This is a genomic window from Segatella sp., from assembly GCF_977051555.1.
In genome coordinates this window covers 36,466-61,331 of record NZ_CDRSSE010000015.1, presented here as the reverse complement: position 1 = coordinate 61,331, position 24,866 = coordinate 36,466, and the positions used below count along the sequence as shown (strand labels likewise).

The window sequence follows — 24,866 nt, the reverse complement described above, 5'->3', positions numbered from 1 at the left end:
CGAATGGCATCCAAAATAGGAACCGCCGTATGCGGAACCGCACGTACGGTGGTGTGGGAGGTCGGTAAGTGTGAAAATAGGAGGCAAATGCCTTTTGTGATTAGCATTTACCTCCTACCCGATTGTGCTTTCGCAAAAAAAAAATCCCCCAACAGGATGGCTTGGAAACCATTACCTGTCGGGGGAAAGTATTAATCCTAAATAAATCTACCTTGAATTAACTAACCTAATGAAATTATCCTTCATAAATCTACTTAAAGAACTAATACTGGCCTTATTTGAACTAATAAATCATACTATTTGTTTCTGTAATTATCCAGACCCTTGTTCAGGAAGTCGAGATAAGCACTAACATCTTCTTTGAAGCTGAAGGCTGCTGCAAGAGGATTGCCATCGTTGTCAATAGCCACATAGAATGGCTGGGCATTAGCTCCAAACTTGCTTGCCTGCAGATAACTCCACTTGTCGCCAACGGTTCTCAGGGTGCGCTTCTCGCCATTAAACGTTACCTCCATAGGCTCAGGAAGAGGAGTCTTGTCATCTACATAAAGTGAGATGAGAACATAATCCTTTGTCAGCTTATCGGCAACCGAAGGATCTGTCCAGACAGAAGCCTCCATCTTGCGGCAGTTTACACATCCATAACCCGTGAAATCAAGCAATACCGGTTTGCCGGAAGCCTTGGCAGCAGCCATTCCCAACTCATAATCTTTGTAAGCAGGCTCTACGGTCTTGGTGTTGAGGTTGAAGTCCTGTGTATTAATAGGTGGAGCAAATGCGCTCACAGCCTTGCAAGGAGCTCCCCAGAGACCCGGAATCATGTAAACCGAGAATGCCAAAGAACAAAGACCCAACATGATGCAGGCTACAGGCATCGGCTTGTTGATGTCGCCGCCGATTGCATCAACCTGGAACTTCAGCTTGCCGATGAGATAGAGACCCAACAGACCGAAGATGACAATCCAGAGAGAGAGGAAAACCTCGCGGTCCATAATGTGCCAGCCGTAAGCCAGATCGGCTACAGAGAGGAACTTCAGAGAGAACGCAAGCTCGATAAAGCCGAGCACAATCTTGATGGTCTCCATCCACGAACCCGACTTAGGAGCCGACTTCAACCATGATGGGAAGAGGGCGAAGAGGGTAAATGGAAGCGCCAGAGCAAGCGCGAAACCGAACATTCCCACGGTAGGAGCGAGCCAGTCGCCGGAAGTAACGGTCTGAACCAGCAGCAAACCGATAATAGGAGCTGTACATGAGAAGCTGACCAATACCAGGGTGAAAGCCATCAGGAAGATAGAAATCAGACCCGTGGTGCTGGAAGCCTTGTTGTCTACCGCATTTCCCCAACTGTCAGGCAATTTGATTTCGAACCAACCGAAGAACGAGAAGGCGAAAACGGCAAGCAAGAGGAAGAGGATGATGTTGAACACGGCACTTGTGCTGAGCGCATTCAGGGTGCTAGGACCTGCGATGGCTGTTACGGCAAGACCCAGAACCAGATAGATGACGACGATGCTCAAACCATAAGTAATCGCATCGCGGATACCTTTCTTCTTATCGTTCTTTGCACGCTTCAGGAAGAAACTTACGGTCATCGGGATGATAGGCCAGATGCAAGGCATAACGAGCGCAAGCAGACCGCCCACGAAACCGATAAAGAAGATGTAGAAGAGCGAATGGTTGGCGATATCGTTAGCTCCGCCAAACGCCTGAAGTTCTTTAACAACCGGTTTCCATAAGTCCTTGACATTCAAATCTTCCATAGCAGATGCTAAAGCTGTTGAATCTACTGGTTGGGTAGCGCTATCTGTCTGAGCCAGGGCTGCAACCTTAGCCAGCGAATCTGCCTTCATTTTGGCTGCAAGAGCAGGATCAATCGCCTTTGCATCCTTTGCGTTCAGAGCATCTTTTGCCCCAGCTGCAGGAGCATCAACGGCAGGCGATTTGCCACTCTGCTTAAAACCAGCCTCGCTTGGTGGCAGACAGTTCTGGTCGTTGCAGGCGCCATATTCCAGATAAGCATCAATATGATAATTTGGTTGGGTAAACTTCACCTTCTGCACAAAGGTAACGCTACCCTCAAAATAACGGAGTTTCATCTCGAAGAGAGGGTCGAACTTTGCAATTTCTCTGCCGCGTGGCTGAAGTTTGCCTACGAGTTCAGCTCCTTCAAGCTTGTTTACGTTGAACGAAGCAGAAATAGGACCATCGCCACCCAAACCGGTAGAATAGACGTGCCATCCCGGTTGGATTTTTCCGCTAAACACGATTTCGGCTACAGCACTTCCGTCTGTTTTCAGCGAACTGGTGAACTTCACAGGGTTCATCATCTGCGCCTGAGCCAACATTACTACAAGGAGTAATTGAAAGATTAAAAATACTTTTTTCATTTCTATTTTTTAATTTTATGTTGCAAAGTTACTAAAAACTAATCATATTACGTTTCCAAAGTGCTTTAAGGGTACATGGTTTTAATATTTTTAAGAAAAAATGCTAATTTTCTTTATCATATTTGGTTATTTCTCGCCTTTGATGTAATTTTGCACACAGAAAAAGCAATCGTAAAATTGGAAACAGAATAAAATGGCAAAGAAGAAACTATACTTATTCAGCCTCCTGGTGGCCACGATGAGTGTGCTGCTCTCTACGGTGGTGATGCATCATCACCACATGGGGCGTATATGTATGGTTGTAGAACGTTGCCAGCAGGATGGTAATCTCAACGATAAGCATACTGAGCATCATGAGAATGAAACCGATGGTTGCCGCGTTCATCAGATGCACCATTTCGTAACCAACGGCAAGATTGTGAAGAGCATTCAGAAGCAGCTTTTCGATGGCAACCATTTGCTTTCCATGCTTTCTTGCGAGTATTTGTTTATCCCTACCTCGTCGATTATTAGCGTGCATTGGCAGCACTTTGCAGCCAGCCTTCCTTGTGTTGATGAAACAGCCATCAGCAGGCGAGGACCTCCTTCTTTTTGTTGATTTTCTGTAGTTAGAGCAACCGGGATGCAGCTTTTGCAACCGGGTTGCAGGGAAAGGTGCGTACTTTTGCACCCGAAATTATGAATCAATAAAAAGAAGAAAAAATGAAAAGAATATTGGTGGTTGCCGTTGCGGCAATCTTAGCCTGGTGTGGTTTCACCTTTTTCTCAAACCACGCCGGAGCAGAGGCTCATGCTGCCGAACACGGACATGAGCATGAACATGAAGAGGTGGATTTCGATCATATTCCGCTCTCTCAGAAACAGGTAGATGCGGTAGATCTGAAGATGGGCGAGGCGGTTGACCGCGTGATGGATGCTACGATTGCAGCCAACGGTCAGCTTGTTTTGCGCGCCCAGAACAAGGGCGAAGTGGCTTCGCTCATGGGTGGCGTGGTGAAGGCTATCTACGTGAAGGAAGGACAGAATGTGAAGCGCGGACAGGTGGTGGCGCTGGTCGAAAATACCGATGTGGTCAGTCTGCAACGTGAATATTATTCTGCCAGCAAGGAGTGCGAACTGGCACTTGCCGACCTGGAGCGACAGAAACTTCTGAACAAGACCGGAGCTGGCGTTAAGAAGAATGCGCAGCAGGCAGCCAAGGAGTATCATGTGGCTCACGCCAACCTCATCGGCATCGGCAAGCAGCTCGCCCAGATGGGCATTTCTACCGCCGCCGTAGCCAGGGGCAAGTTTACCACAGCCTTCCCTTTGCGTGCGCCGATTGCGGGTACGGTTTCGCAGATTACAGCCAGCTTGGGCAGTTTTGCCGACATGCAGACTCCGCTCATGAAGATTCAGAACAACCAGGCGGTAGAGTGCGATCTGAACATTTTTGAGAAAGATTTGCAGAAGGTAAAGCCGGGCGATAAGGTTTATCTCTCGCTTACCAATCAGCCGGGCGTGAAACTCGCAGGTCATGTTTACGGCTTAAACCAATACTTTAACGATAATTCGAAATCTGTTGCTGTTCATGTAAAAATAGATGCGCAGTCGCTTAAAACCAACGGGGTTCACGGCTCAGCCCGACTCTTCGACGGAATGTATGTAAGCGGCAAGATAGCTACGGGCAGCCAGTCGTGCATCGCCCTTCCTTCCAAGGCCATCGTCACTACCGACGGCAAGCAGTTTGTCTTCGCTCTGAATGGCAAACCAAAGAAGGGCGAGTACAGTTTCTCCCGCCATGAGGTCATTACGGGCGTTTCTGACGGAGCTTATACCGAGGTAAAACTCTGCAAGCACCTGAAGCAGGAAGGAAAGAAGATTGTGACAGAAAACGCGTATTATCTGGCTTCGCTCACGGGCGAGCATGCAGATGAGCATTAATATAATATAAGGTAAGCTTTTTCATCAATAAAGAGCACTTAAAAGAAAGACAGATTATGTTTCAGAAACTGATTACTTACTCCATCCGCCACAAGCTGGTGGTGGGAGTTTTCACGATAGCCCTTATCATCTGGGGCATCGTATCGCTCATCCATCTTCCTTTCGATTCCACACCAGATATTACTGACAATCAGGTTCAGGTCATTACTCAGGCGCCTTCGCTCGGAGCGCAGGAGGTGGAGCAATACGTTACTACTCCGGTGGAAATGGCACTCGCCAACATCCCCGAACTCAAGGAGCGAAGAAGCATCTCGCGAAGCGGACTCTCGGTCATCACCCTCGTCTTTGATGACGATGCAGATATCTACTGGGCACGTTCGCAGGTGAGCCAGATGCTGACCCAGGTGGAGAAAGATTTGCCCAATAATGTGGAAACCGAGATGGGGCCGATTGCTACCGGACTGGGCGAGATTTACCATTATACCGTGCGTGCCGAGAAGGGTTACGAGCACAAATATTCGCTAACCCAGCTGCGAACCATCCAGGACTGGATTGTGAGAAAGCAGCTCTCGGGAACCCCGGGCGTAGCGGAAGTGAGCGGCTGGGGAGGCTACGTGAAGCAATACGAGGTGGCCATCAATACGGATCAGCTCAACGCCAGCAATCTTACCGTGAGCGACGTGTTTGATGCGCTCGAAAAGAATAACGCCAACACGGGCGGAAGTTACATAGAGGAGAACTCCAATCAGTATTTCATCCGCGGCATAGGCGTGGTGAAGAGTCTGGAAGATGTGGCGAATATCGCCGTCAAGACCATGAACGGCACTCCTATTAAGATAGGTGATGTGGCGAAGGTTCAGCTGGGTCACGCCACCCGTTTCGGAGCCGTTACCCGAAATGGCGAGGGCGAAGTGGTAGCCGGAATAGCCATCATGCTGAAGGGAGAAAACTTTCAGGAGGTTATCAGGAATGTGAAGTTGCGCATAGAGCAGATTCAGAAATCTCTGCCCGAGGGCGTGGTTATCGAGCCGTTTATCGACCGAACCAACCTGGTTGACCGCGTGGAGGGAACCATCGCCCGAAACCTGATAGAGGGCGGACTCATCGTCATCTTCGTGCTGGTTATTTTCCTGGGCAACTGGCGGGCTGGACTGGTTGTGGCGAGCGTCATTCCGCTCAGCATGCTCTTTGCTTTCGGCATGATGAAGACCTTCGGAATCGACGGCAACCTGATGTCGCTCGGAGCCATCGATTTCGGTATGATAGTCGATTCTGCCGTCATTATCGTAGAGGCGGTTGTGGCCCATCTGGGCGTGAAGAGTATTGAGCGGAAGGCAAGAAATTCTGCCGATACTCCCATCCGTTTTTCTCAGGCTGAGATGGATGAGGAGGTTCATGATTCCGCTTCGCGCATCCGCAAGAGTGCGGCATTTGGCGAAATCATCATCATGATAGTTTACATTCCGCTAATGACGCTTGTGGGCATCGAGGGCAAGATGTTCCGTCCGATGGCGCTTACCGTTTTCTTCGCCATCCTGGGTGCCTTCATCCTCTCGCTCACCTATGTTCCGATGGCAAGTGCGCTCTTCCTGAGCAAGAAGGGGCATGTACGTAAAACCTTTAGCGACAGAATGATAGAGAAACTTCAGAGCTGGTACCGACCGGTTCTGGAATGGGTTTTGGCGCGTCATAAGGATGTGATTACCGGCGCCGTTTCGCTCTTCTGCATGAGCGCCGTAGCCTTCCATTTCCTGGGTGGAGAATTCATTCCGAGTCTCGAAGAGGGCGATTTTGCGGTAGAAATGAGCATGTCGCAGGGCACTTCGCTCTCGCAGATGGTGGAGAGCTGCTCCAAGGCGGAGAAACTTCTGAAGGCTGAATATCCTGAAATCAAGCAGGTGGTGAGCCGCATAGGAAGTGCCGAGATTCCTACCGATCCGATGCCGGTAGAAAGAGCCGACATCATGGTGGCGCTCAAGCCGAAAGCCGAGTGGACTTCGGCAGAAACTACCGCCGAACTGATGGAGAAGATGGAAGAAACCCTGAAGACGATTCCGGGCTTGGAGGCAGAGATTTCGCAGCCTATCCAGATGCGTAACAACGAGTTGCTTACGGGTATCAAGCAGGATGTGGCGATTAAGATTTTTGGCGACAATCTCGATGTGCTTACCCAGCAGGCTGATAAGGTTTCAAGAATGATAAAGAATGTGCCGGGCGTGAGCGGAATCTTCATAGAAGAGGTTTCGGGACTGCCTCAGATTCAGGTGAAATACAACCATGAACGTATGGCGGCTTATGGGGTGAGCGTTGACGAAATCAACCGCATTCTTGAAACTACCTTTGCGGGCGCTACGGCTGGAGCTATTTACGAAGGCGATAAAAGATTTGACATCGTTTTGCGTCTTGACCCTAAGGAGCGCAACTTCGAATCGCTCCAGTCGCTCCGTATTCCGCTGGCTGGAGGCGAGAGCATTCCGCTTTCCCAGTTGGCAGATGTGGTTTACGAACCGGCTCCGGCTCAGGTTTCCCATGAGAATGGCGCCCGCCGCATCTACGTAGGTTTCAACGTGAAGGGTAGGGACGTGCAGAGTACCGTGAAGGACATTCAGACCATCCTCGACGAGAAGCTGAAACTGCCTGAGGGCTACTATTATAATTATGGTGGCGAGTTTGAGAATCTTCAGAGTGCCACCCAGCGCCTGATGATCGTGGTTCCGGTAGCGCTCATCATCATTCTGCTGCTGCTCTACGCTACGGTCAAGAATCTGCGCGAATCACTCTTCGTGTTCTCCGCCATTCCGCTTGCTGCGATAGGTGGCGTCTGGGCGCTCTGGTTGCGCGGAATGCCTTTCAGCATTTCGGCGGGCGTAGGTTTCATCGCCCTCTTTGGCGTGGCAGTTCTCAACGGCATCGTGCTGATAGGTCAGATGAACCAGATGCAGAAGCAGACGGCTGAGGTTCATGCGGAAAATGGCGCAAGTAGGTCGGCTGTTATTCAGAACAGAATTATTGACAGTTGCATGATTCGTCTCCGTCCGGTTCTGATGACGGCTCTGGTAGCCTCTATGGGTTTCCTCCCGATGGCATTATCCCATGGCGACGGAGCAGAAGTCCAGCGTCCTCTTGCTACGGTTGTGATAGGCGGTCTCATTACCAGCACGCTCCTTACGCTTCTGGTTCTGCCAGCCATCTACAAGATGTTTACGAAAAAGTAAGATTTTAACTTAAGAAAATAATGAACAGAATAAAGATAATAGAAAATAGGGTGGTGGCTTGCTTTGCCGCCATCCTGCTCCTGCTGCCATCCCCAGCTGGAGCCCAGCATTTTGATGCTCATATTGCGGGCAGGAAAGTTACCCTGCAGGAATGTTTCGATTTGGCTGCCCGACAGAACCTTCAGATGCAGGCAGGAAAGAAGTCGGTAGAGCGCGCGCAGATTATGCAAGGCACGGCTTGGGAGCTGGATAAAACCGAGGTTACTTTCTCGCAAAACCCAGCCACGGGAGGAGAATCAGACAACGGCTTTACCTTCACCCAGAGCCTCGATTTTCCTACCGTCTACGCCTCGCGCCGCAACCAGCTCAAGGCTGAAACCCAGGCAGAAAAGAGTCGCTTGAACATGGTCAACCAGCAACTGAAGGCTGAAATCGCCAACACCTATTATCAGATGCTTTATCAGACTCACAGACTCCAGATATTGCAGCGAATCGACTCAGTATTAGAACGTTACAGCAAGATAGCAGAAATGCGTTACAAGGCAGGAGAGAGCCGCCAGCTGGAATATCTCTCAGCCGACCGCAAATGTAACGAAAACCGCCTGGAAATGGCTGATGTGAAGAGCGAAATAGAGCGTCTGCAAATCGACCTCATGTCGCAGCTCAACACGCAGGAGCCCGTAAAACCGGCAGAAGAGAATCTCTCGGCCATCGCAGCCCAGAATCTCAATTCCTATAATTATCAGCAGTCTGCCGACGGCATTTACCAGCAGGATAAGCTCATCGCTCTGGATAAGGAAATCAAGGCAGCCAAATCAGGTTTTGCTCCGAGTTTATCCTTATCTTTGCGTACCCAATGTGTCATTTCCAGTTGGAATCCATACAACATAGACCGTTCGAGATTTGCCGAGGGCAATTTTTTCGGTTTTGAGATTGGCGTAGGCATTCCTTTATTTTACGGTTCCACGAAGGCAAAGGTAAAGGCAGCCAAGAAAGACCGCGAATTGGCTGAAATCGAAATGCGCCAGGAGCAGACAGAGAAAGAGCGCGATTTCCGTCTCTGTACGAAGCGTCTTCAGGCAGCATCCAACCGTCTGAAATATTACGAGCAGAACAACCAGGCTCATTCTGCGCAAATTTCGAAGTTGAGTGCGATAGAATATGAAAATGGCGAAATTTCGTATGTAGAATATGTGAATGCCATAGAAGAAACCATCGATGTTCTGATGAAGCATGCCGATGCGATTAATGAATACAATCAGGCAGTAATCGCCATCCAGCGTCTTACGGGCATGATGTAAGCTTCCTGTTCTGAGATTTTTCTTTTTGATTGAAAAGAGAATTTATCTCGGAGCAGGCAGAAAGGAAGAAATGATCAGAAAGGGGTGAACCGGTTCCATTTTTCAGGCTCCAAATTTCACCTCTTTCTTATTCTCATAATGCCTATTTACCATAATACCGGTTAGAATTAAAAAGAGGAAAGAAAAAAAGGGAGGTATAAACACGCCCTTGTTACACATGTCATTCAGGTTCCTGCAGTTTTCCTGCGCAAAACAACACATTTTTGATAAACCACCAAGAAAAATGCTCAAAAAACTTTGCTTATTCCAAATAATAATCTTAACTTTGCGGCATAAAAACAAAAAGTTGGTTTCGATTATGGCAAAAATAGAAAGACAAAAGCGAATCTATCGCAAGCGCATCCCTTACGGAATGCAGAACTTCGAGGATGTTATCAAGGAAGATTGCTACTTTGTTGACAAGACTCCTTTCATCGAGAATATAGAAGAATCAAACAAATATTTCTTCTTCATACGCCCTCGCCGTTTCGGAAAGAGCCTTACAATCTCTATGCTCGAAAACTATTACGACATCAATAAGAAAGATCAGTTCGAAAGTCTCTTCGGGAAACTTTACATCGGAGCAAATCCTACCCCCGAACGCAACAGCTATCTCATCCTACACCTGAATTTTGCCATGATTTCTGCAGCATTGGATAATTATAAAAAAGGACTCGATGCCCATTGCAACAACAAGTTCAATTCCTTCTGCAGCAGATACGCCTACCTTTTACCACCAGGCATAAAGGAAGAGATGAACCAGAAGGAAGATGCCGTTGCCCAATTGGGATTTCTATGCGACAAATGTGCTGAAGCTGGCTTGAAGATTTATCTCTTCATCGACGAATACGACCATTTTACCAATCAGATTCTTGCCCACAAGGAGCATGAAACCCGATACCGCGAGCAGACTCACGGCGAGGGATATCTCCGCCATTTCTTCGATACCATCAAGGGAGCCGCAGGCGATTCATTGGGCAGAATCTTCGTTACAGGAGTAAGTCCCGTAACCATGGATGATCTGACCAGCGGTTTCAACATCGGCACCAACTATTCCCTGTCTCCGGAGTTCAACGAGATGGTGGGATTTACCGAGGATGAAGTACGCGAGATGCTGGCTTATTACGCCAGCGTGCTGCCATTCCGCCATAGCGTGGATGAGCTGATAGAAGTGATGAAGCCATGGTATGATAACTATTGCTTCGCAATCAGAAAATACGGCAAGACAACCATGTACAACTCCGTGATGGTACTCAATTTTGTGGACAATTACATCCGCAACGATTACGATATTCCTGATAGCATGTTGGAAACCAACATCCGCATCGACTACGACAAGATTCGCATGCTCATCCGCCACGACAAGGAGTTTGCCCACGATGCCAGCATCATACAGGACATCGTGACCAAGGGATTCACCACGGGAACCCTGATGGAGAATTTCCCTGCCGAGTGCATCAACGATCCTGACAATTTTCTTAGTCTGCTCTTCTATTTCGGCATGGTAACGATAGGCGGCACCTACCAGGGCACCACCCGCTTTGTGGTTCCCAACGAGGTGGTACGCGACCAGATGTACACCTATCTGCTGGATACCTACAAGGAGAACGACCTCACCTTTGAGCAATACGACAAGACCCAACTGGAGAGCAAGCTTGCATACGAAGGCGCATTCAAACCCTACTTCGCCTACATAGCCGATTGCCTGAAGCGTTTCTCTTCCCAGCGCGACAAGCAGAAGGGCGAGGCCTACGTTCATGGTTTCACTCTGGCTATGACGAGCCAATGCAAGTTCTACCGTCCTATTTCAGAACTTGACAACGATGGCGGTTATGCCGACATCTTCCTCCTACCCCTCTGTGACATCTATAAGGACATGGAAGATTCCTACATCGTGGAGTTGAAATATTGCAAGCCGGGCACCAGCGATGAGCAGCTGAATCATCTCTTCGAGGAAGCCTCTGCTCAGATAAGGCGCTATGCTGATAGCGACATCGTGCGCGAATCTGTAAAAACCACGAAGCTTCATCAACTCGTTGTGATTTACCGGGGAGCAGAGATGGCGTTGTGCGAGGAGGTGAAATAAAAAGAAAGGGCAAAAGCATATACCTGATAGATAGGTAATGCCTTTGCCCTTTTATCTTTAGCTGATAATATATTTCAAGATGCCGATAACGGCAAGATTTGCTTCATTATCTTCTGGAACTTCTATGGTCTTGAAACCATCCTTGTTGAGCGGTTGGAGTTCTATCTTAGAATGAACTTCCGCCCCGTCCTCGTTTGCAGTTTTCTCACTATGAAACTTTTTGATGGTATATTTTCCGCCATATTCCTCGTAATATTCATTAACCTGCGAGAGTACGATTTCTCCTTCTCTCGATCCTCCATGGTAACGCTCAAACACGCACAAGTCTACATCCTTAATTTTCGGCAGCATCGAGTTGCCCTTGGCGTGAACCACGAACATTTCTCTGTTCGGAGTGAAAGGTAATGAGGATACATCCACCCATCCTTCCGCCTCCGGCTCCTCATATTCATCGAAGTAACCACATGCAGCCTGAATGGAATACAGAGGGAGAAAACGGGTGAAGCGGTCGGAAGGAGAGATGCTATGAAGAATTGCTGCATTCAAGCTACCCCCATCCATAAGCACATCAAACATATCCTGCATCATTTTCCATCCATCTGTACTACCAGGCTGATAGGCATATTCCTCATTATCATTATAATACCATGTACCATTAGCAGCTATTACAATACCGCCAACGTATTTTATTCTGCCTTCAGCCAACCTGTTCAACATGGCAAGACGCTTCTGCAAAGCCTCAGCCTTGTTTTTCGTGTCTTTAGATGCAGCCGTCTGACCTCCTTTGGTGTCAAAAATGCCGATAGTACCATCCTTCTTTTTGAAAACCCAATCGGGATAGAAAAGTGCTTCTTCGTTGCGTTCTTCGCTGAAATAACGAATGGCAAGCCAATCCTTACCGCTATCTCCATTCTTAAACCACCATTCTATACCATCCTGGCTCTCAAGATACTTATAAAAGCTCTCTTCCGTTTTTCTGCCAGTATAGTCTTGCCCCAAGAAGAAAGGATGCAACAGGCATTTCTGCTCCGTCAGTTCATCATGTTCTTCTGTATAAGAATACATCTTCTTCAATACAAAAGGAACACTCTGCCGCTTTCGGTTTTCCTCTCTGCGCTTACGTAGTTGTTCTTCAAGCAAAGGATGATATGCCTTAAGCGTATCTGTGATAAGACGTCTGAATATACTTGAAGCAGAACTGTTTAATGCATCATGTAAGAAGATACGATACCATTTATCTTCGTCTTCATTCTTCAGAGCATAATACTTGAACCACAAGCGTAAGGCACTTTTCAAAGTTGGAACAGAACGCACGATGTTTCCCACCTTGCAATCATTATCTGATTGCGAACGTAGGATTTCCACCAAAGTGAAAGTAAAGAGTTTCTGCACATCACTCCTACTCCACTCACGCTCTACTCCTTTAGCTTCCTTGAGGTTGATTCCAATATTTTCGTAATCATAGAATTGAGCATCTGAAACTATCTCATGCGCCAAATTTCCCTTCAAGTTGAGTCCTTTAGCCTCTAGTTTTCTTTTTACAACATCTTCAAAAACATCCCCATCAGTAATGCCGAAATAGCGATTGAATGTATCAAACAGACATTGTTGGAATTCCCCCGATTTACCCAAATCTCCATAATCTACACGCGACAGCATATCTGTCATCAGATTAGGGTCGATGATATAATCTTCCCCCTTTTTGTTGTAAGAGATAAGCGTTTTTGGCTTGTTGCCCATTCCGCCATAATCAGCCTCTGTTACAGCTTTGCGCGAAAAGTTGGTATAAAGATAACCATTACGGAAAACCTTAGACACTTCTTCGTGCATGATTGGAACACGGAGAATTCTTCCGATGGTCTGAGTACTGAAAATTTCAGATTTAATATCACGAAACATGACCAGAACCTGAGCACGGGGACAATCCCAACCTGTACCGGCTGCGGTTTTAAACAGAAGGTATTCGTATTCGCTATCATTCCGTTCCAGCCCCTCAGGCTTAGCCTTACCAGTAAACCAGGATGCAATTCTGTTTGCCTTTACCCCCTGCGAGATAAGATATTCTTTTGTAATCTCTTCCTTGGTAGGCTGCCCCTGTTCTATCAAGGTTTCATCATCATTTGGCAACTGGATAATGACCAGCGGATTGACATTTTTACCGAAAGCCTCAATCTCTGCCTTAAGTTCCCTGCGCTTTTCGATAGCAAGTTTCAGCAGGACATGATCTTCGTCTTCGCCTTTATATTTATCCAAATCCTCTTTCGTCTGGGTAACGATGCTCTCCTTGATCAGCCCTTGTGCTACCACATCTTCATGCTTTATCACTACATTCGAGTCATAATCTGCAGCTTTTGCCATCACTTCAGGAGGCGGAGTAGCAGAGACATGAATGCAGATTTTCGGGTCGAGTTTACTTATCACGTCACGATTAGCAGCTTCGGTTACATTCAGATGACACTCGTCGATGATAAAGACTATTTCCACGCCGTTGGCATGGGTATTCTCTACAAAATCCTCGAAGTATACTCTACTCTCATGTCGCTCATCTGGATTTTCCGGTCGTCTGTATATACGGTTTCCGGCTTTCTCGCTCACCAGTTTTTGCCAGTTGATGAAAAGCACATCGTTTTTCTGCAAAGCCCTAAGGCTAAAATCTTCTATCGTCAACAATCGCCCATGCTTACTCGTAGGGAAGTAGACTTCAAACTTATGCTTGCTCTGCATGGCGAGGTCGTCGGAGAATGTGATCCATACATAAGCCACATCTCTATTCCAATCTGGCTGTTCTGCCATCTCGCAAATCATCTTCTGAGTCATATAAGTCTTACCGCTTCCTGTAGGAGCTTTCAGAACGACAGGAATCTGGCGATCCCCATGCCCCCATAATCGCTTTATATTAGCCACTAGTTTATCAACGGCTTCTATCTGAAAAGGTATCTGTTCCATACTTTCTTAAGCATTTAAAGATTTGTAAATATCGAGGATAGGCTGAGGAATGCTCTTCAGATTTACCCCAGAAAGATATTCGAAATAGGAATCGAATGATCCTACATCGCCCCAACTGAAAATATATACATTCTTCACGCCCTGAAGCTGCTCTACTTCATGAACAAATTCGTTGAAATATTTCGGGCGATAATCTTCTTTAAAATAGATTGCCGTCCATACATCATGATTTTTGTCCTTGAATATCTGATAGCTATCAGTTTTCTTTATTTCGTAAAGCGTATTCTCAGCCAAGGCCAGCAGGCATCCAGCCTTTTGGGCAAGGATTGTCTTGTCATGGTCTGTAGCCTGATTGGCCGTACTTGTTCCTACGAAAGAAGTGCGATAGTACTTGAGAGAATTGCCGAGAGGTAGGACCTCAGCATTCATTTTATGAGTTCCTTCCAACACTAGGGCATCTTCTTTTATTAAAGTCTTAAACGACTCATAATTATTTTCGTTATCAAATTGTATTTCTCTAATCTGAGACAACAAGTCTTCGGATTTCAAAATATTCTTTGTTGTAAGTTTTATGCGACACAACTCTTCCGTCAAATTATTGTGAGCTACATAGCCTTTTATTGCAGCAGAAACTCGCGGATAAGTAAAAGAAGAACACACTTTATCCTCATCATCGTTAGATTGACACAAGATACATCGTCTAGTTCCACCATCTTCTTCATTCAATTGCATAACAGCTTGTAGCGTAGTACCAGTACCAGCAAAGAAATCCATGACGCAAATGTTTTTATCTTCATAGAATCCCATTTTCACTAAATATTTTACTAATGAAAGTGGCTTTGCATAATCAAAACTTCCCACCAAACCTATACTACGCAATTCCTTTTTTGCATCCTCATTTGTTCCAACTCCTACTTGAGAATCTATTATGTTAGAGGGTATTTTATATGACTTACTAGCCTTCTGATAACGTATAGAAAACAACTTACTTTTAATCAAACAGTATGTACCATTCCCTATTTCGTTCATCAAATTATTCTGCCCCCATTTAAAATGACCTGAAGCTCTAAACTTTTTGGCATTCAAACCATTCTTTACCACCACCTCATCCAACAATTTTATTTTTTTGTCATCAGATGCAGAATACACACCATCGGCTATGTTGAAATGTACAGAACCTATTGGAAACTCTAATGTACCAATAGGATTACCAGCATTTAATAAAGGGGCATCATCTCCATCCACATAACCTTGAACAAACTGCCGCTTAGGAAGAGGCTTTGATGTATAACATAATACATACTCTAATTTTCGTCTTACTTTATTTGACAAAGAAGGTGGCGTATCTGTTCTTTTCCATAAAAAGACAGCTGCAAAATTTGTTGAGTCGAAAATTTGATCACATAATTCTCGTAACTTTGAAAACTCATTATCATCTATAGAAATAAAAATAACTCCCCTATCAGATAAAAGACTTTTTGCCAACTTTAAGCGTTTAGCCATAAACGAAAGCCAAGAGCTATGCCTTAGCGGATGGTTTGAAGGAACTTTTGCCCCATCAGGATACTTATCTAGGAATCTCTTATCCTTATACGTAAACCCATCACTACCCGTATTATAAGGAGGATCAATATAAATTACATCCACCTTACCTTGATGCGTATAATTAAGGCAAGTAAGAGCATGATAATTATCACCTTCTATGAGTATATGAGTAGGTTTTCCATCATCTGTCGTGATGGAAAGATCTGGTACTTCCTCAAGAATCGGAATAGCATTTTCTCCTCCAGCTTCAAAAGCTTCAGGCACATCTATCCAATGAAGTCCAAAACGGTTATCTTGCTTCAGCTGAGCATTAAGATAAGCCACTTCACCCTCCAAATCTTTTATTTTCCGATGTAATTCATCAATATTGTCTGCCATATTCTGATAGTTATTAATAGCTGCATCCAACTATCATCAGGCTATTCACAAAGAGACACAAAAGAAGGGTGTGAACGATTCTTAAGGTCTTCCGTGGCAAGCCTAGGAAATGTCTGAACCACCGTCAAATATAAGAATGCTCACACCCTATATCAGGCATGAACATTGACTCTACATATTTGACGAGAGGCTCACCTATGCTTACCACAGATGAAGCCAACCATTATTGGTGCGGTCGTATATTCAGAAAGAAAGTTTCCTAGGCTTTTTCTGGAAGACCACAATAATAGTCAATGCTTTGTTTTTACTAAAATGTCTGGAAGCGGCTCCTGCCGAATCCATCTGCAAAGGTACGAAGAAACTGGCAAAAAACAAAAAGAAATGGGATTTATTTTCATTTTTATTGCTGATAAGCAAGATTAAAAGAAGCTCTTTAGCTATTCATAAATTAAATTTTACCATAGAATTGGCTTTTTAAAGCAGGAAAAATAACGAAAAACACAACTTTTAATATTAAATTACGTGAATTTATCACGAAACACGAGATTTCGCTTTGCGTTTCTGTTTTTTTATCGTAAATTTGCATCAAAATAAAAAAGAACAGCTATGAATCAAGTATTTCAAGTACAAAAATTTCTTCAGCATCAGGGAAAGGCAAACGCTAAGTTCCTTCCTACTAATGATAACAAGATGAGAAGCCAATGATGAATTTGCCTCTCCTTGGAAGTTTTTTATCTGGATAAGGAGGATTAGACCGAGTTGTATGGAGAATATTAAAACATAATATAGAAAACTTAATAATATAGATAAAAATGAATTTCGAGATTACTGCAATCAGATACCAAATGCCTGGAAAGAATTTCGAGGAGAAGACCAAAAATGCCATAGAATTTGTAGCACAGCTACCTATTCCATCAACGGTTTATTTGAAAAGAGAACCAGACAATATCTATAGTCCAAACGCAATTGCCGTATACAACCAAAACTATACTAAAATTGGCTATGTATCAGAAAACTACACCAAAGAAATACAACGTGTATTTCCCCAAGAGCAGTCTTCTACAACAATAGTAAAGGTCAAGGTTATTGGCAAGGTTGGCTACATCACTTTAACAGCAGATGTTGACATTCCAAAGGAATGCCTGTTGCCCCCCGAACCATACAAAAGAAAAATCGATCCATCCCCATTTGATATTTCTATGCCATTCATGGAGGAAGAAAATAAGATTGAGTTAGTAGCAAGTTTACTGCTACCAAGAGATTTCAAGGATGAGGATGCAGAAGAACTCATTAGGCTAAGTGAGCACTACTGCGCCCAAATTCCCCTAACACTTTGCGATGTTGATTGCAAAAATACAAGTCGAATTCTCAATAAGTTGAAAGATTTCACAAATAATCACTCAGCAATATCAAGTTCAACTAAAAAGAAATTAGAAAAACTCTGCCATAAAATCCAGAATCTTGTGGCAAATATACATAGAGAAGAGGATAGAAACAAGATTTACGAGACCCATCTGGTTAGAATGAAAGAGTTTTTCTCCAATGAAAAGGATGGATTTTTTAAAAGATACGACGACAACTATTTAAAAGTTCCTTTGGGGCTGGCTAAAACGGATGTAATAGAATCTGAAATCAACAGGCTTACAGCTTGGCTAGACAAAGTACCAAGAGGAATTTTTCATTCCCACAACTTGAAAAAGAAAGATATCGTACCTCAAATGCGTTATCTGCACCTTTCAAGAAGAGAAATGTATGATATCATGGGTACCGAACTTGTGGTTTTAAGACTCAAAGAGCAACTCTATCAAAACGAGTTGATAGAGAATTTGGAATCCAATACAAAACAGCAAAATGCAGTTCCTGATGAAGTATGCATCCCAGATGACTGTAGAGATGCCATCAATAAAGTAATGAAACCTACTTTTACTTTGCCAAATGGGGTTGTGAAGATTTCCAGAAATCAAATTGTAAAAGCAGCTTATGTGATTGACTTGACAACCAATGTACAGGTAGCCATGCTCATGGCTATTGGCATGGAAGTAAAAGCTATCCGTCCTGGAGTGAAATGTATAGATTTTATCCGTGCTCTGATTGGAATTGGAGTACTTAAGTATAGTGATGAAAAAGCCATAAAAAATATGGCTGATGGAATGAACAAAAAATTGCACGGAGGCAAACAAAAAGGCAAGACAGTACTACCGCTCCCACCAAAACATTTACAATGGAAGGAAATAGATAGAAATATCGGAGAGGATATATTTAAAGCTATGACAACGGAATAACTATAATCTGTTGTTTTCTGAAGACTAAATACGCTATTGAAAGCGGCAACGATTATCCGACAAAAGGATGGTGGTTGCCGCTTTTTGTGTTTTTGCATTCCGATTGATTCCTTGATTTTATTCCGATTGATTCCGATTGATTCCTACTGATTCCTAATACCATGAATTTCAAGGATTTAAACCGAATATTTTTGCACTCGCACGGATTTTTCGCCTTATCTTTGCACCCGTCATCAGATAACAAGATGGCTACCCATCAGGCGAGTTGCAAATCACAAAATGGGGAATGATGGTACTAGAAAAGATGACGGGGAAACCTCTTCGAACGTCATCGTACCAAAGAGGCTTATTTAATACTCAGAAAAAAATGATTATAGTATTAAATGGCAATATGAACGAAAGTTCAAGTAAGGATGGAAAGGGATTCTACCCAAACACAGAATTGGGTATCGACCTCAAGTTGATGACTAAGGAGCCAGGGCGCATGGCCGTTGGCGAGTATCTGGATGGAGCCATTACCCACGATGGAGAAGACCACTTCACCTTCGTACAGAACGACTCCGAGAAGAAGAAGGAAAAGGTGGTGCAGAGAAACCCACACGTGTATGAAGGAACATTCATCAACGTGAACCGGAAGAAAGACGGTACGCTCTACCCTACCTTCAACCGGCCGCAGTTCACGGAGAGTTTCACTTTCCAGGATTTTTGCCAGGGTGCCGCCGACGAGCTGCGCATCATCAGCGGAAAAGGTGATAACAGGTAAACGGAGTTTAGGCTTTCTAGAGGAAATGGGGACTTCGTGGGAGTGACTGGAAACAGGCTCAACTAAAATCTTCCAATATTCCAGTTCTTCCAATATTCCAAAAAGGGTGTTTCAAGACAAATCCCCTTTTTATAGATTATATAACTACTTAATATATAGATAGTTATATATATAATATAAGGAATTGGAATCCTCGAAAAATTAATTGGAAGAACTGGAATTGGAAGATTCTGGAAGTCCCCATTTCCCCTAAAAGGCTCATTATCAAAACATTAATTAAAAATGAAGAAGACAAATTTAAAGTACGACATTACAAAAAGTACCGCTCCGAAGATGCCAAAGCTGGGAAAAGGAACGGAATGTGTGCAACTTTTGCTCTCTCAGGTGTCAAAAGACATGCATGAACCCTTAGTTCCGATGCTCTTCCCTATTCTCGGAGCGCAGGTTAGCGGTACGGAATTTCAGTATCCCGACCTCAGTTGGAAGGAATTATGTGGCATGATGGGCAATCTAGTGGCAGATTCAGGCTGCAATAAAGGACAATTGGGAAACTTAGTGGAAGCTATCTGCCGAAATTTCCGCGAACATGATGAAAAGGAATTAGAGAAACTCGTGGAGTGGCAAAAACAGATAAAATCCAAGTCGGCAAACAAGGAAAAGCCTATAAGACCCGACGTGAGTTTCTGGTTTCCTCCTGCCGACGTAACAAATGCCGCCTTCATTCTGAACGCCATGGGATGCGAGAAGTTGGGTGACAGAACGCAATACCTCAATCTGCCTGAGGTAGAGATGGCTGACCGGATGTGTGGCGGACATAAGCAGATATCGCAGATGCTGCGCAATATCTACGACCGCCAGCGTTCGGGTGCATTAAGAGCTACAGCCGATGGTGTGACAGGAAATCCTATTCTACGTGCCAACGTCACCATCTCTTCCACCCCGTATGCTGCCCGAAAATTCTATAAGAACGAACTTTTCAATGGTACATTCGGACGAATGGTGTTCTCGTATAAGCCTAGAATGGGGCGTGATGGAAAAATCCCGAGACAGGGAAAATATGATGAAGCATTCTATAAGAAACTGGATGAGTATCTAGTAAAGCTCAGCATCTGTAAAGGTCGGTTCGTCATCAAACCGCTGAATAAACTCACAGACCAGCTGGCTGCTGACATGGCTTCGCTTGCTGACTTGACGGATGATGATGTTTTTTGGGATATTTCGAAGCGCTCCATCGTGTCGGCATGGAAGGCGGGTTGTTTGCTCTGGGTGCTGAACGACCAGACTTGGACGAAGGCGATGGGTGATCTGGTGGAGTGGCTGGTGTATCATGACCTTTGGAGTAAGGCGAAAATCTTTGCCGATTTGCTGAACCAGGATGCTGATTCGGTTAGCGAGGCTCAGAGAAGAGGACCGAAGAATCTGCTCGATGATCTGCCAAATTCATTTAACGAGGCACAACTGGAAGCACTCCGCATTTCGCAAGGAAAGACAAAGGAGGGTACGAAAAACCAACTCTACAAATGGATATATCGCAAGTTTATCACCTTTTCGGCAGAAACGGGGCTCTACACGAAGACTCCTGAATATCTGACAGGAATGCCGGCTGAGAAAGAAAAAAGATAAAGTAAATTTTTATGGAGAAATATGAGATTCAGAAACTGCGCGAACTTCCGATAGAGAAGGTTGCGAAAGAGATGGGGATGAAGGTGGAGCACCATAAGGCGCTCTGCCCCTTCCATGACGACCACCACGCCAGCCTCACGTTCAATAAGACCAAGAACAGCTGCAGATGCTATGTCTGCATGAGAAACTCCTTAGGCACCATCGACCTGGTGATGAGATACCTGGGGAAGGATTTCCCCGCGGCTTGCAGATGGCTCGCTGGGGAACATCAGGTGCAACTGGAGGAGGATTCTTCATCTGGCTCTTCATCCGGTGATTCTTCTTCGGGTGATAATTCGGAGAAATCTTCCTTCGATGCCAGCAGGTATGCTAGGTTCTTTGAGCATCCCTGGCTCAACGAGGCAGCTCGTAGGTTTCTCTTCGAGGAGAGGAAGATTGACTGGAGAGTGGTGAACTGGTGCCGACTGACTTCATGGACGGATAAGAAGGGCATTAACTGGCTGCAGATTCCTTACTTCGATACCGATGGGCGGCTTATCGGAATCCAGAACCGGAACCTGGATTACCGGAAGGCTCCCACAGATTTAAAGGGGGTGACTGCTGATAAATCTCCCACAGATTTCACAGATTTCACAGATTCTGCTTCGCATCGGAAGGACGGGATTGGGATGGCTGCTGACAAATCGCCCACAGATTTCACAGATTCAGCTTCGCATCGGACGGACAGGATTGGGATGACTGCTGATAAATCTCCCACAGATTTCACAGATTCTGCTTCGCATCGGATGGACGGGATTGGGGTGACTGCTGACAAATCGCCCACAGATTTCACAGATTCTGCTTCGCATCGGAAGGAGCAGGATGCTCCCCGCTTCCGGTTCCCTTACGGCGCCAGATGCAACATCTATAACCTGCCGGTTATTAGGAGACTGAAACCGGGCGAGAGGTTGTTTATTACAGAGGGATGTAGCGACTGCTGGGCGATGCTTTCTGCCGGACATAAGGCGATAGCCATCCCTTCTGCCACGCTCCTCAAGCCGGAAGATAAGCAGCTGCTGGCGGATATCGGAAGACTGTATCAGGTGGAATTCCACATGTTTCCTGATCAGGATGTGCCGGGCGAAAGCCTCTTCATGCAACTCAAGGAGATGCTCCCCCAGCTGGTTCACCACCAGTTGCCACCGGGCTGCAAGGATTTTAGCGAATACTATCTCTCGAAGGTTTCCCGTCCTTCTGGGCGTAAGGAGCCGATGAGCGAAAATTCAGAGAAATGATTTATTTAAAAATTGAGATTATGGAAGAATTTATAAACCGTTCGTATACGAAGAAGGAACTGGGGTTGATGTACTTCCCTGAGAGTATGCCTCGCACGGCCGTGAATCATCTTATGAGTTGGATTCGGCGTTGCCAGCCGCTATGGGATGAATTGCTAGAGATGGGATATGATAAGAGATGCAAATCGTTTACGCCTAAGCAGGTGAAGGCTATTATCGATAACCTCGGGGAACCGGGATAGTTTTTAATGTTGAATGTTGAGTGTTGAATGTTGACTTGGCGTGTGACGGACCAGCGATAGAATCGCTGGGAACGGAGGCTTTTTTTATGTTGAATGTTGAGTTTTTATTCAGAAAATGTTCCGCTATCGCATGGTATCGCACGCTATCGCACACCTGATAAATCGGGATTTCGTATCTTTGCATCGTGATTCAGAAAGCGCGCAAAATCACTTGCCCAGTTGGAGAAAAATATCTCCCTAATTGGGAAAATAAAAAAGGCCTGAAGAAAGAGAAAGATGGAGCACAGGAAAACAAGACAACAACCACGATTCTCTCATGGCAAGGCTTTTTAAAAGAAACAAGAGTAATGAAAACAAGACTCCAAGCCTCGAAACGAGTCGTTTCGTTAAGCGAAACTTAGCAGGGGGCAGAAAAAAGATTATGAACCAGAACATGAAGGCATTCATCCGGTATCTCATCGTGGCGATTTGCTCTGCCATCGTCACCTTCCTATCCAGCTCCTGCACGGCAGGACTCGTAATCGGAAAGAACCAGCGGCAACATCAGGAGAACAACATCTCCACCAAGGTAGATTCTACCTACTATGTGCCAACCATTACCATCTGGTAATTTAGAGTTAATAGTTGATAGTTAATAGTTTATAGCAATTTAAAATTCAAGAGATTATGGCAATTAATTTGAAAGCAAAGGAGACCCTTATCCAAGTAGGCGAAATGAAGGGTCAGTACAGATTCATCCTCGGTACCGAACTTTACAACAAGCTCTCAGAGAGCAAGGTTATCAAGGAGGCGGCTATCAGAAGCGGCGTAAGCGTGGGCGTGATGCAGGTTTGCTGGGATGCAGCAGGCGAGGTGATCAAGGCGTGGTGTACCGAAGGCCATTCCGTAGCCGTTCCGGGATTGGGAACCATGCGATTCGGCGTAAGAGCCAAGAGTGTGCCTACCGTAGGCGAAGTGGCTACCAGTCTGATTACCAACCGCCGCGTTATCTTCACCCCAAGCGTTGACATCAAGCGCGAACTGCAGGAAACCTCTATCCAGATTACCTGCTACGACCGCAACGGAAAGGTGGTGAAGAACGTTACCTCCGACGACAAGGGCGATGTGGAAGACCCAGACAATAACCCAGGTGGTGGCGGCGGTTCGGATACCAACCAGGGCGGAAATACCGAAGGCGGCGGAACCACCGGCGGTAACGAAGGCGACGGTTTGGAGTAAGCGAACTCCCCGAAAAACCGAACAGGAACCCCTGATTTTACCATAATAAAAAAAGAGCCCCTGATGCAAGGAAACGAGCATCGGGGGCTTTTATCTTATCCCATTACATAAAGGATGGAGGTATAGAGTTGCATCACGAGAATGTAGAAAAGGAAGCAGGGCGACAGGAGGCGGATGCCCAGATTCATCGCATCATAAACCTGGCTGATGCCCTTGATGCTCTCGCTCATGATGCCGTAACTCATGCTCATCACCATGACCGAGAAACAGATATAAGGAATGATACTCTGCGAGAACGGACCCGGAAAGAGCGCTCCTACGGCATTCAGCAGAATGGCATGGGGCAAGAGGGTGAGCGCCAACATGATACCTACAAAGATGCACAACTCGATGAGCATCAGGCGCAAAGCCGTGCGCTGGCGATACTGGGTATGGTCGAAATGGAGCACCCTACTCTGCTTTACCACCCCGATGGTGATGCTGATGAGCACCAGCCATACGAGCCAGGCAGAAGTGAGATGGTCTACGAAATGGCCCGTAAACCAGCGGATGCCCTCGGCGCTGGTAAGCGAATGGGTGAACGACTCGGGCATCGCAGCTGTAAGCAGCCACGAAACCAGAACCACCACTACTTCGGCTATTCCCAACGATAATGCCAGATAGGCCAATACTTTCTTATACATTCTTTAAAATGAACTTATACTGAAGTTTTGCATGTGAGGAAGTTAAGGGAAGTTAGGGAAGTTAGAGAAGTTAGAGGGAAGTTAAGGGACAAATGTCCTATGTTTAAGCTAGAAGACTATTGTCTCTTAACTTCCCGAACGACCGTAGGGAGTGATAACTTCTTTAACTTCAATCAATTCCCTCACTTGCGAAACTTGAAACTTACATATAAACTTTATTCTTCATCTGCCTGCAGATGGTCGATATCGAGGATGCGGAGCTCGCAGGCTTTTACTACCAGGCGCGTAGCGTTGATGCCCATGCCGTGGTTGCCATCAGGAAAGAGTTTCTGAACCAGTTCTGCCTGGCGCTTCTCCAGACTCTTTACGCCGAAAGGCATTTCGCGCAGGTTGGTAATCTGCTCCTTGGTATAGCCCAGCGCAAGATGGCGAAGGAAACGCTCATCATACTCATCAATCTCGTAATTCACCAGAGCCTCCTGACGCATCAGCTGGCTGTTTACGCTCCGCTTGAAACGGTCTACTATCTTCTGAAGGATAGGCTGGTTGAACACCAGTTTCTTACCTCCCATGCAGCTCGCCACATCGCCACGCGTAAGGAGTTCGCCACTCTTCAGGATGATGCCGTCGCAGCCCGCATCGAGCACATCTACCCAGAGCTTTTCGTTCAGAATTTCTCCCGTAAAGATGAGCACCTTCACGTTAGGATACTGCTCCTTGGTCTGACGGCAGATTTCTACGCCTACCGTGGTAGAACCGCCCAGACCCAGGTCGAGCAGAACCAGGTCAGGCAACTGCTGCTTGATGAGTTTCCAATAGGCTATTTCGCTCTCGGCAGTACCGATGATTTCAGCCTCGGGAATATCGTTTTTAAAGATTCCCTCTGTGCCCTTCAGTTCCAGGGGCACGTCTTCTACTATGATGACTTTAAAATTTTCCATTGTCTAATATTTTTATT

At 45.6% G+C, this 24,866-nt stretch carries 19 protein-coding genes; 14 read left to right on the top strand and 5 right to left on the bottom strand.

The genetic code is table 11. The features are described 5' to 3' along the window. Positions 1 to 296: 296 nt before the first annotated feature. Positions 297 to 2,390 (bottom strand): cytochrome c biogenesis protein CcdA, encoded by a 2,094-nt coding sequence (locus ACWJAO_RS05665; RefSeq protein ID WP_449139557.1) that lies wholly within the window; start codon positions 2,388 to 2,390, stop codon positions 297 to 299. A gap of 193 nt (positions 2,391 to 2,583) precedes the next feature. Between ACWJAO_RS05665 and ACWJAO_RS05660 the strand changes: the two genes are divergently transcribed. The 5 genes from ACWJAO_RS05660 to ACWJAO_RS05640 all read left to right on the top strand — a co-directional run bounded on the left by ACWJAO_RS05660 (position 2,584) and on the right by ACWJAO_RS05640 (position 10,954). Then, positions 2,584 to 2,988 carry a hypothetical protein gene (locus tag ACWJAO_RS05660; RefSeq protein ID WP_449139556.1) on the top strand — a complete coding sequence of 135 codons (405 nt, stop codon included), beginning with the start codon at positions 2,584 to 2,586 and terminating at the stop codon, positions 2,986 to 2,988. Between the two features lie 104 nt (positions 2,989 to 3,092). Continuing rightward, positions 3,093 to 4,313, top strand: a complete 1,221-nt coding sequence (locus ACWJAO_RS05655) for an efflux RND transporter periplasmic adaptor subunit (RefSeq protein WP_449139555.1) — start codon at positions 3,093 to 3,095, stop codon at positions 4,311 to 4,313. A gap of 56 nt (positions 4,314 to 4,369) precedes the next feature. After that, the gene (locus ACWJAO_RS05650) at positions 4,370 to 7,528 is read left to right on the top strand and encodes an efflux RND transporter permease subunit (RefSeq protein ID WP_449139554.1); all 3,159 of its coding nucleotides are present in this window, start codon (positions 4,370 to 4,372) and stop codon (positions 7,526 to 7,528) included. A gap of 20 nt (positions 7,529 to 7,548) precedes the next feature. Further along, positions 7,549 to 8,829: a TolC family protein gene (locus ACWJAO_RS05645; RefSeq protein ID WP_449139553.1), complete on the top strand. Its 1,281-nt coding sequence runs from the start codon at positions 7,549 to 7,551 to the stop codon at positions 8,827 to 8,829. Between the two features lie 358 nt (positions 8,830 to 9,187). After that, positions 9,188 to 10,954 (top strand): AAA family ATPase, encoded by a 1,767-nt coding sequence (locus ACWJAO_RS05640; protein ID WP_449139552.1) that lies wholly within the window; start codon positions 9,188 to 9,190, stop codon positions 10,952 to 10,954. Positions 10,955 to 11,011: 57 nt separating this feature from the next. Here ACWJAO_RS05640 and ACWJAO_RS05635 read toward each other — a convergent pair whose 3' ends face one another. Together ACWJAO_RS05635 and ACWJAO_RS05630 are read right to left on the bottom strand one after the other, a co-directional pair. Beyond that, positions 11,012 to 13,900 carry a DEAD/DEAH box helicase family protein gene (locus ACWJAO_RS05635; RefSeq protein ID WP_449139551.1) on the bottom strand — a complete coding sequence of 963 codons (2,889 nt, stop codon included), beginning with the start codon at positions 13,898 to 13,900 and terminating at the stop codon, positions 11,012 to 11,014. A 6-nt stretch (positions 13,901 to 13,906) separates the two neighbouring features. After that, on the bottom strand, positions 13,907 to 15,823 hold the full coding sequence (locus ACWJAO_RS05630; RefSeq protein WP_449139550.1) for a site-specific DNA-methyltransferase: 1,917 nt from the start codon (positions 15,821 to 15,823) through the stop codon (positions 13,907 to 13,909). Between the two features lie 210 nt (positions 15,824 to 16,033). Here ACWJAO_RS05630 and ACWJAO_RS05625 point away from each other — a divergent pair, with 210 nt between their 5' ends. From ACWJAO_RS05625 to ACWJAO_RS05585, 9 genes are all read left to right on the top strand, one after another. Then, positions 16,034 to 16,246, top strand: a complete 213-nt coding sequence (locus ACWJAO_RS05625) for a hypothetical protein (RefSeq protein ID WP_040552577.1) — start codon at positions 16,034 to 16,036, stop codon at positions 16,244 to 16,246. Positions 16,247 to 16,635: 389 nt separating this feature from the next. Beyond that, the gene (locus ACWJAO_RS05620) at positions 16,636 to 18,105 is read left to right on the top strand and encodes an HIRAN domain-containing protein (RefSeq protein ID WP_449139549.1); all 1,470 of its coding nucleotides are present in this window, start codon (positions 16,636 to 16,638) and stop codon (positions 18,103 to 18,105) included. Between the two features lie 367 nt (positions 18,106 to 18,472). After that, complete coding sequence (locus tag ACWJAO_RS05615) at positions 18,473 to 18,868, top strand: hypothetical protein (protein ID WP_449139548.1); 396 nt, start codon at positions 18,473 to 18,475, stop codon at positions 18,866 to 18,868. 282 nt (positions 18,869 to 19,150) lie between these two features. Continuing rightward, complete coding sequence (locus ACWJAO_RS05610; RefSeq protein ID WP_449139547.1) at positions 19,151 to 20,491, top strand: hypothetical protein; 1,341 nt, start codon at positions 19,151 to 19,153, stop codon at positions 20,489 to 20,491. Between the two features lie 11 nt (positions 20,492 to 20,502). Next, positions 20,503 to 21,765: a CHC2 zinc finger domain-containing protein gene (locus ACWJAO_RS05605; RefSeq protein WP_449139546.1), complete on the top strand. Its 1,263-nt coding sequence runs from the start codon at positions 20,503 to 20,505 to the stop codon at positions 21,763 to 21,765. 20 nt (positions 21,766 to 21,785) lie between these two features. Beyond that, complete coding sequence (locus tag ACWJAO_RS05600) at positions 21,786 to 22,007, top strand: DUF4248 domain-containing protein (RefSeq protein WP_287828490.1); 222 nt, start codon at positions 21,786 to 21,788, stop codon at positions 22,005 to 22,007. Between the two features lie 185 nt (positions 22,008 to 22,192). Then, the gene (locus tag ACWJAO_RS05595) at positions 22,193 to 22,408 is read left to right on the top strand and encodes a hypothetical protein (protein ID WP_449139545.1); all 216 of its coding nucleotides are present in this window, start codon (positions 22,193 to 22,195) and stop codon (positions 22,406 to 22,408) included. Between the two features lie 20 nt (positions 22,409 to 22,428). Beyond that, positions 22,429 to 22,617, top strand: a complete 189-nt coding sequence (locus ACWJAO_RS05590; protein WP_449139544.1) for a hypothetical protein — start codon at positions 22,429 to 22,431, stop codon at positions 22,615 to 22,617. Between the two features lie 56 nt (positions 22,618 to 22,673). After that, a complete protein-coding gene (locus ACWJAO_RS05585) occupies positions 22,674 to 23,225 on the top strand; it encodes an HU family DNA-binding protein (protein WP_449139543.1) in 552 nt (183 codons plus the stop codon). A 95-nt stretch (positions 23,226 to 23,320) separates the two neighbouring features. On the opposite strand, the gene ACWJAO_RS05580 is transcribed toward ACWJAO_RS05585, so the two are convergent. Together ACWJAO_RS05580 and ACWJAO_RS05575 are read right to left on the bottom strand one after the other, a co-directional pair. After that, the gene (locus ACWJAO_RS05580) at positions 23,321 to 23,908 is read right to left on the bottom strand and encodes an AbgT family transporter (protein ID WP_296079754.1); all 588 of its coding nucleotides are present in this window, start codon (positions 23,906 to 23,908) and stop codon (positions 23,321 to 23,323) included. 215 nt (positions 23,909 to 24,123) lie between these two features. Beyond that, positions 24,124 to 24,849, bottom strand: coding sequence for a DUF5932 domain-containing protein (locus ACWJAO_RS05575; RefSeq protein ID WP_449139542.1), 726 nt, complete (start codon positions 24,847 to 24,849; stop codon positions 24,124 to 24,126). Positions 24,850 to 24,866: the final 17 nt, after the last annotated feature.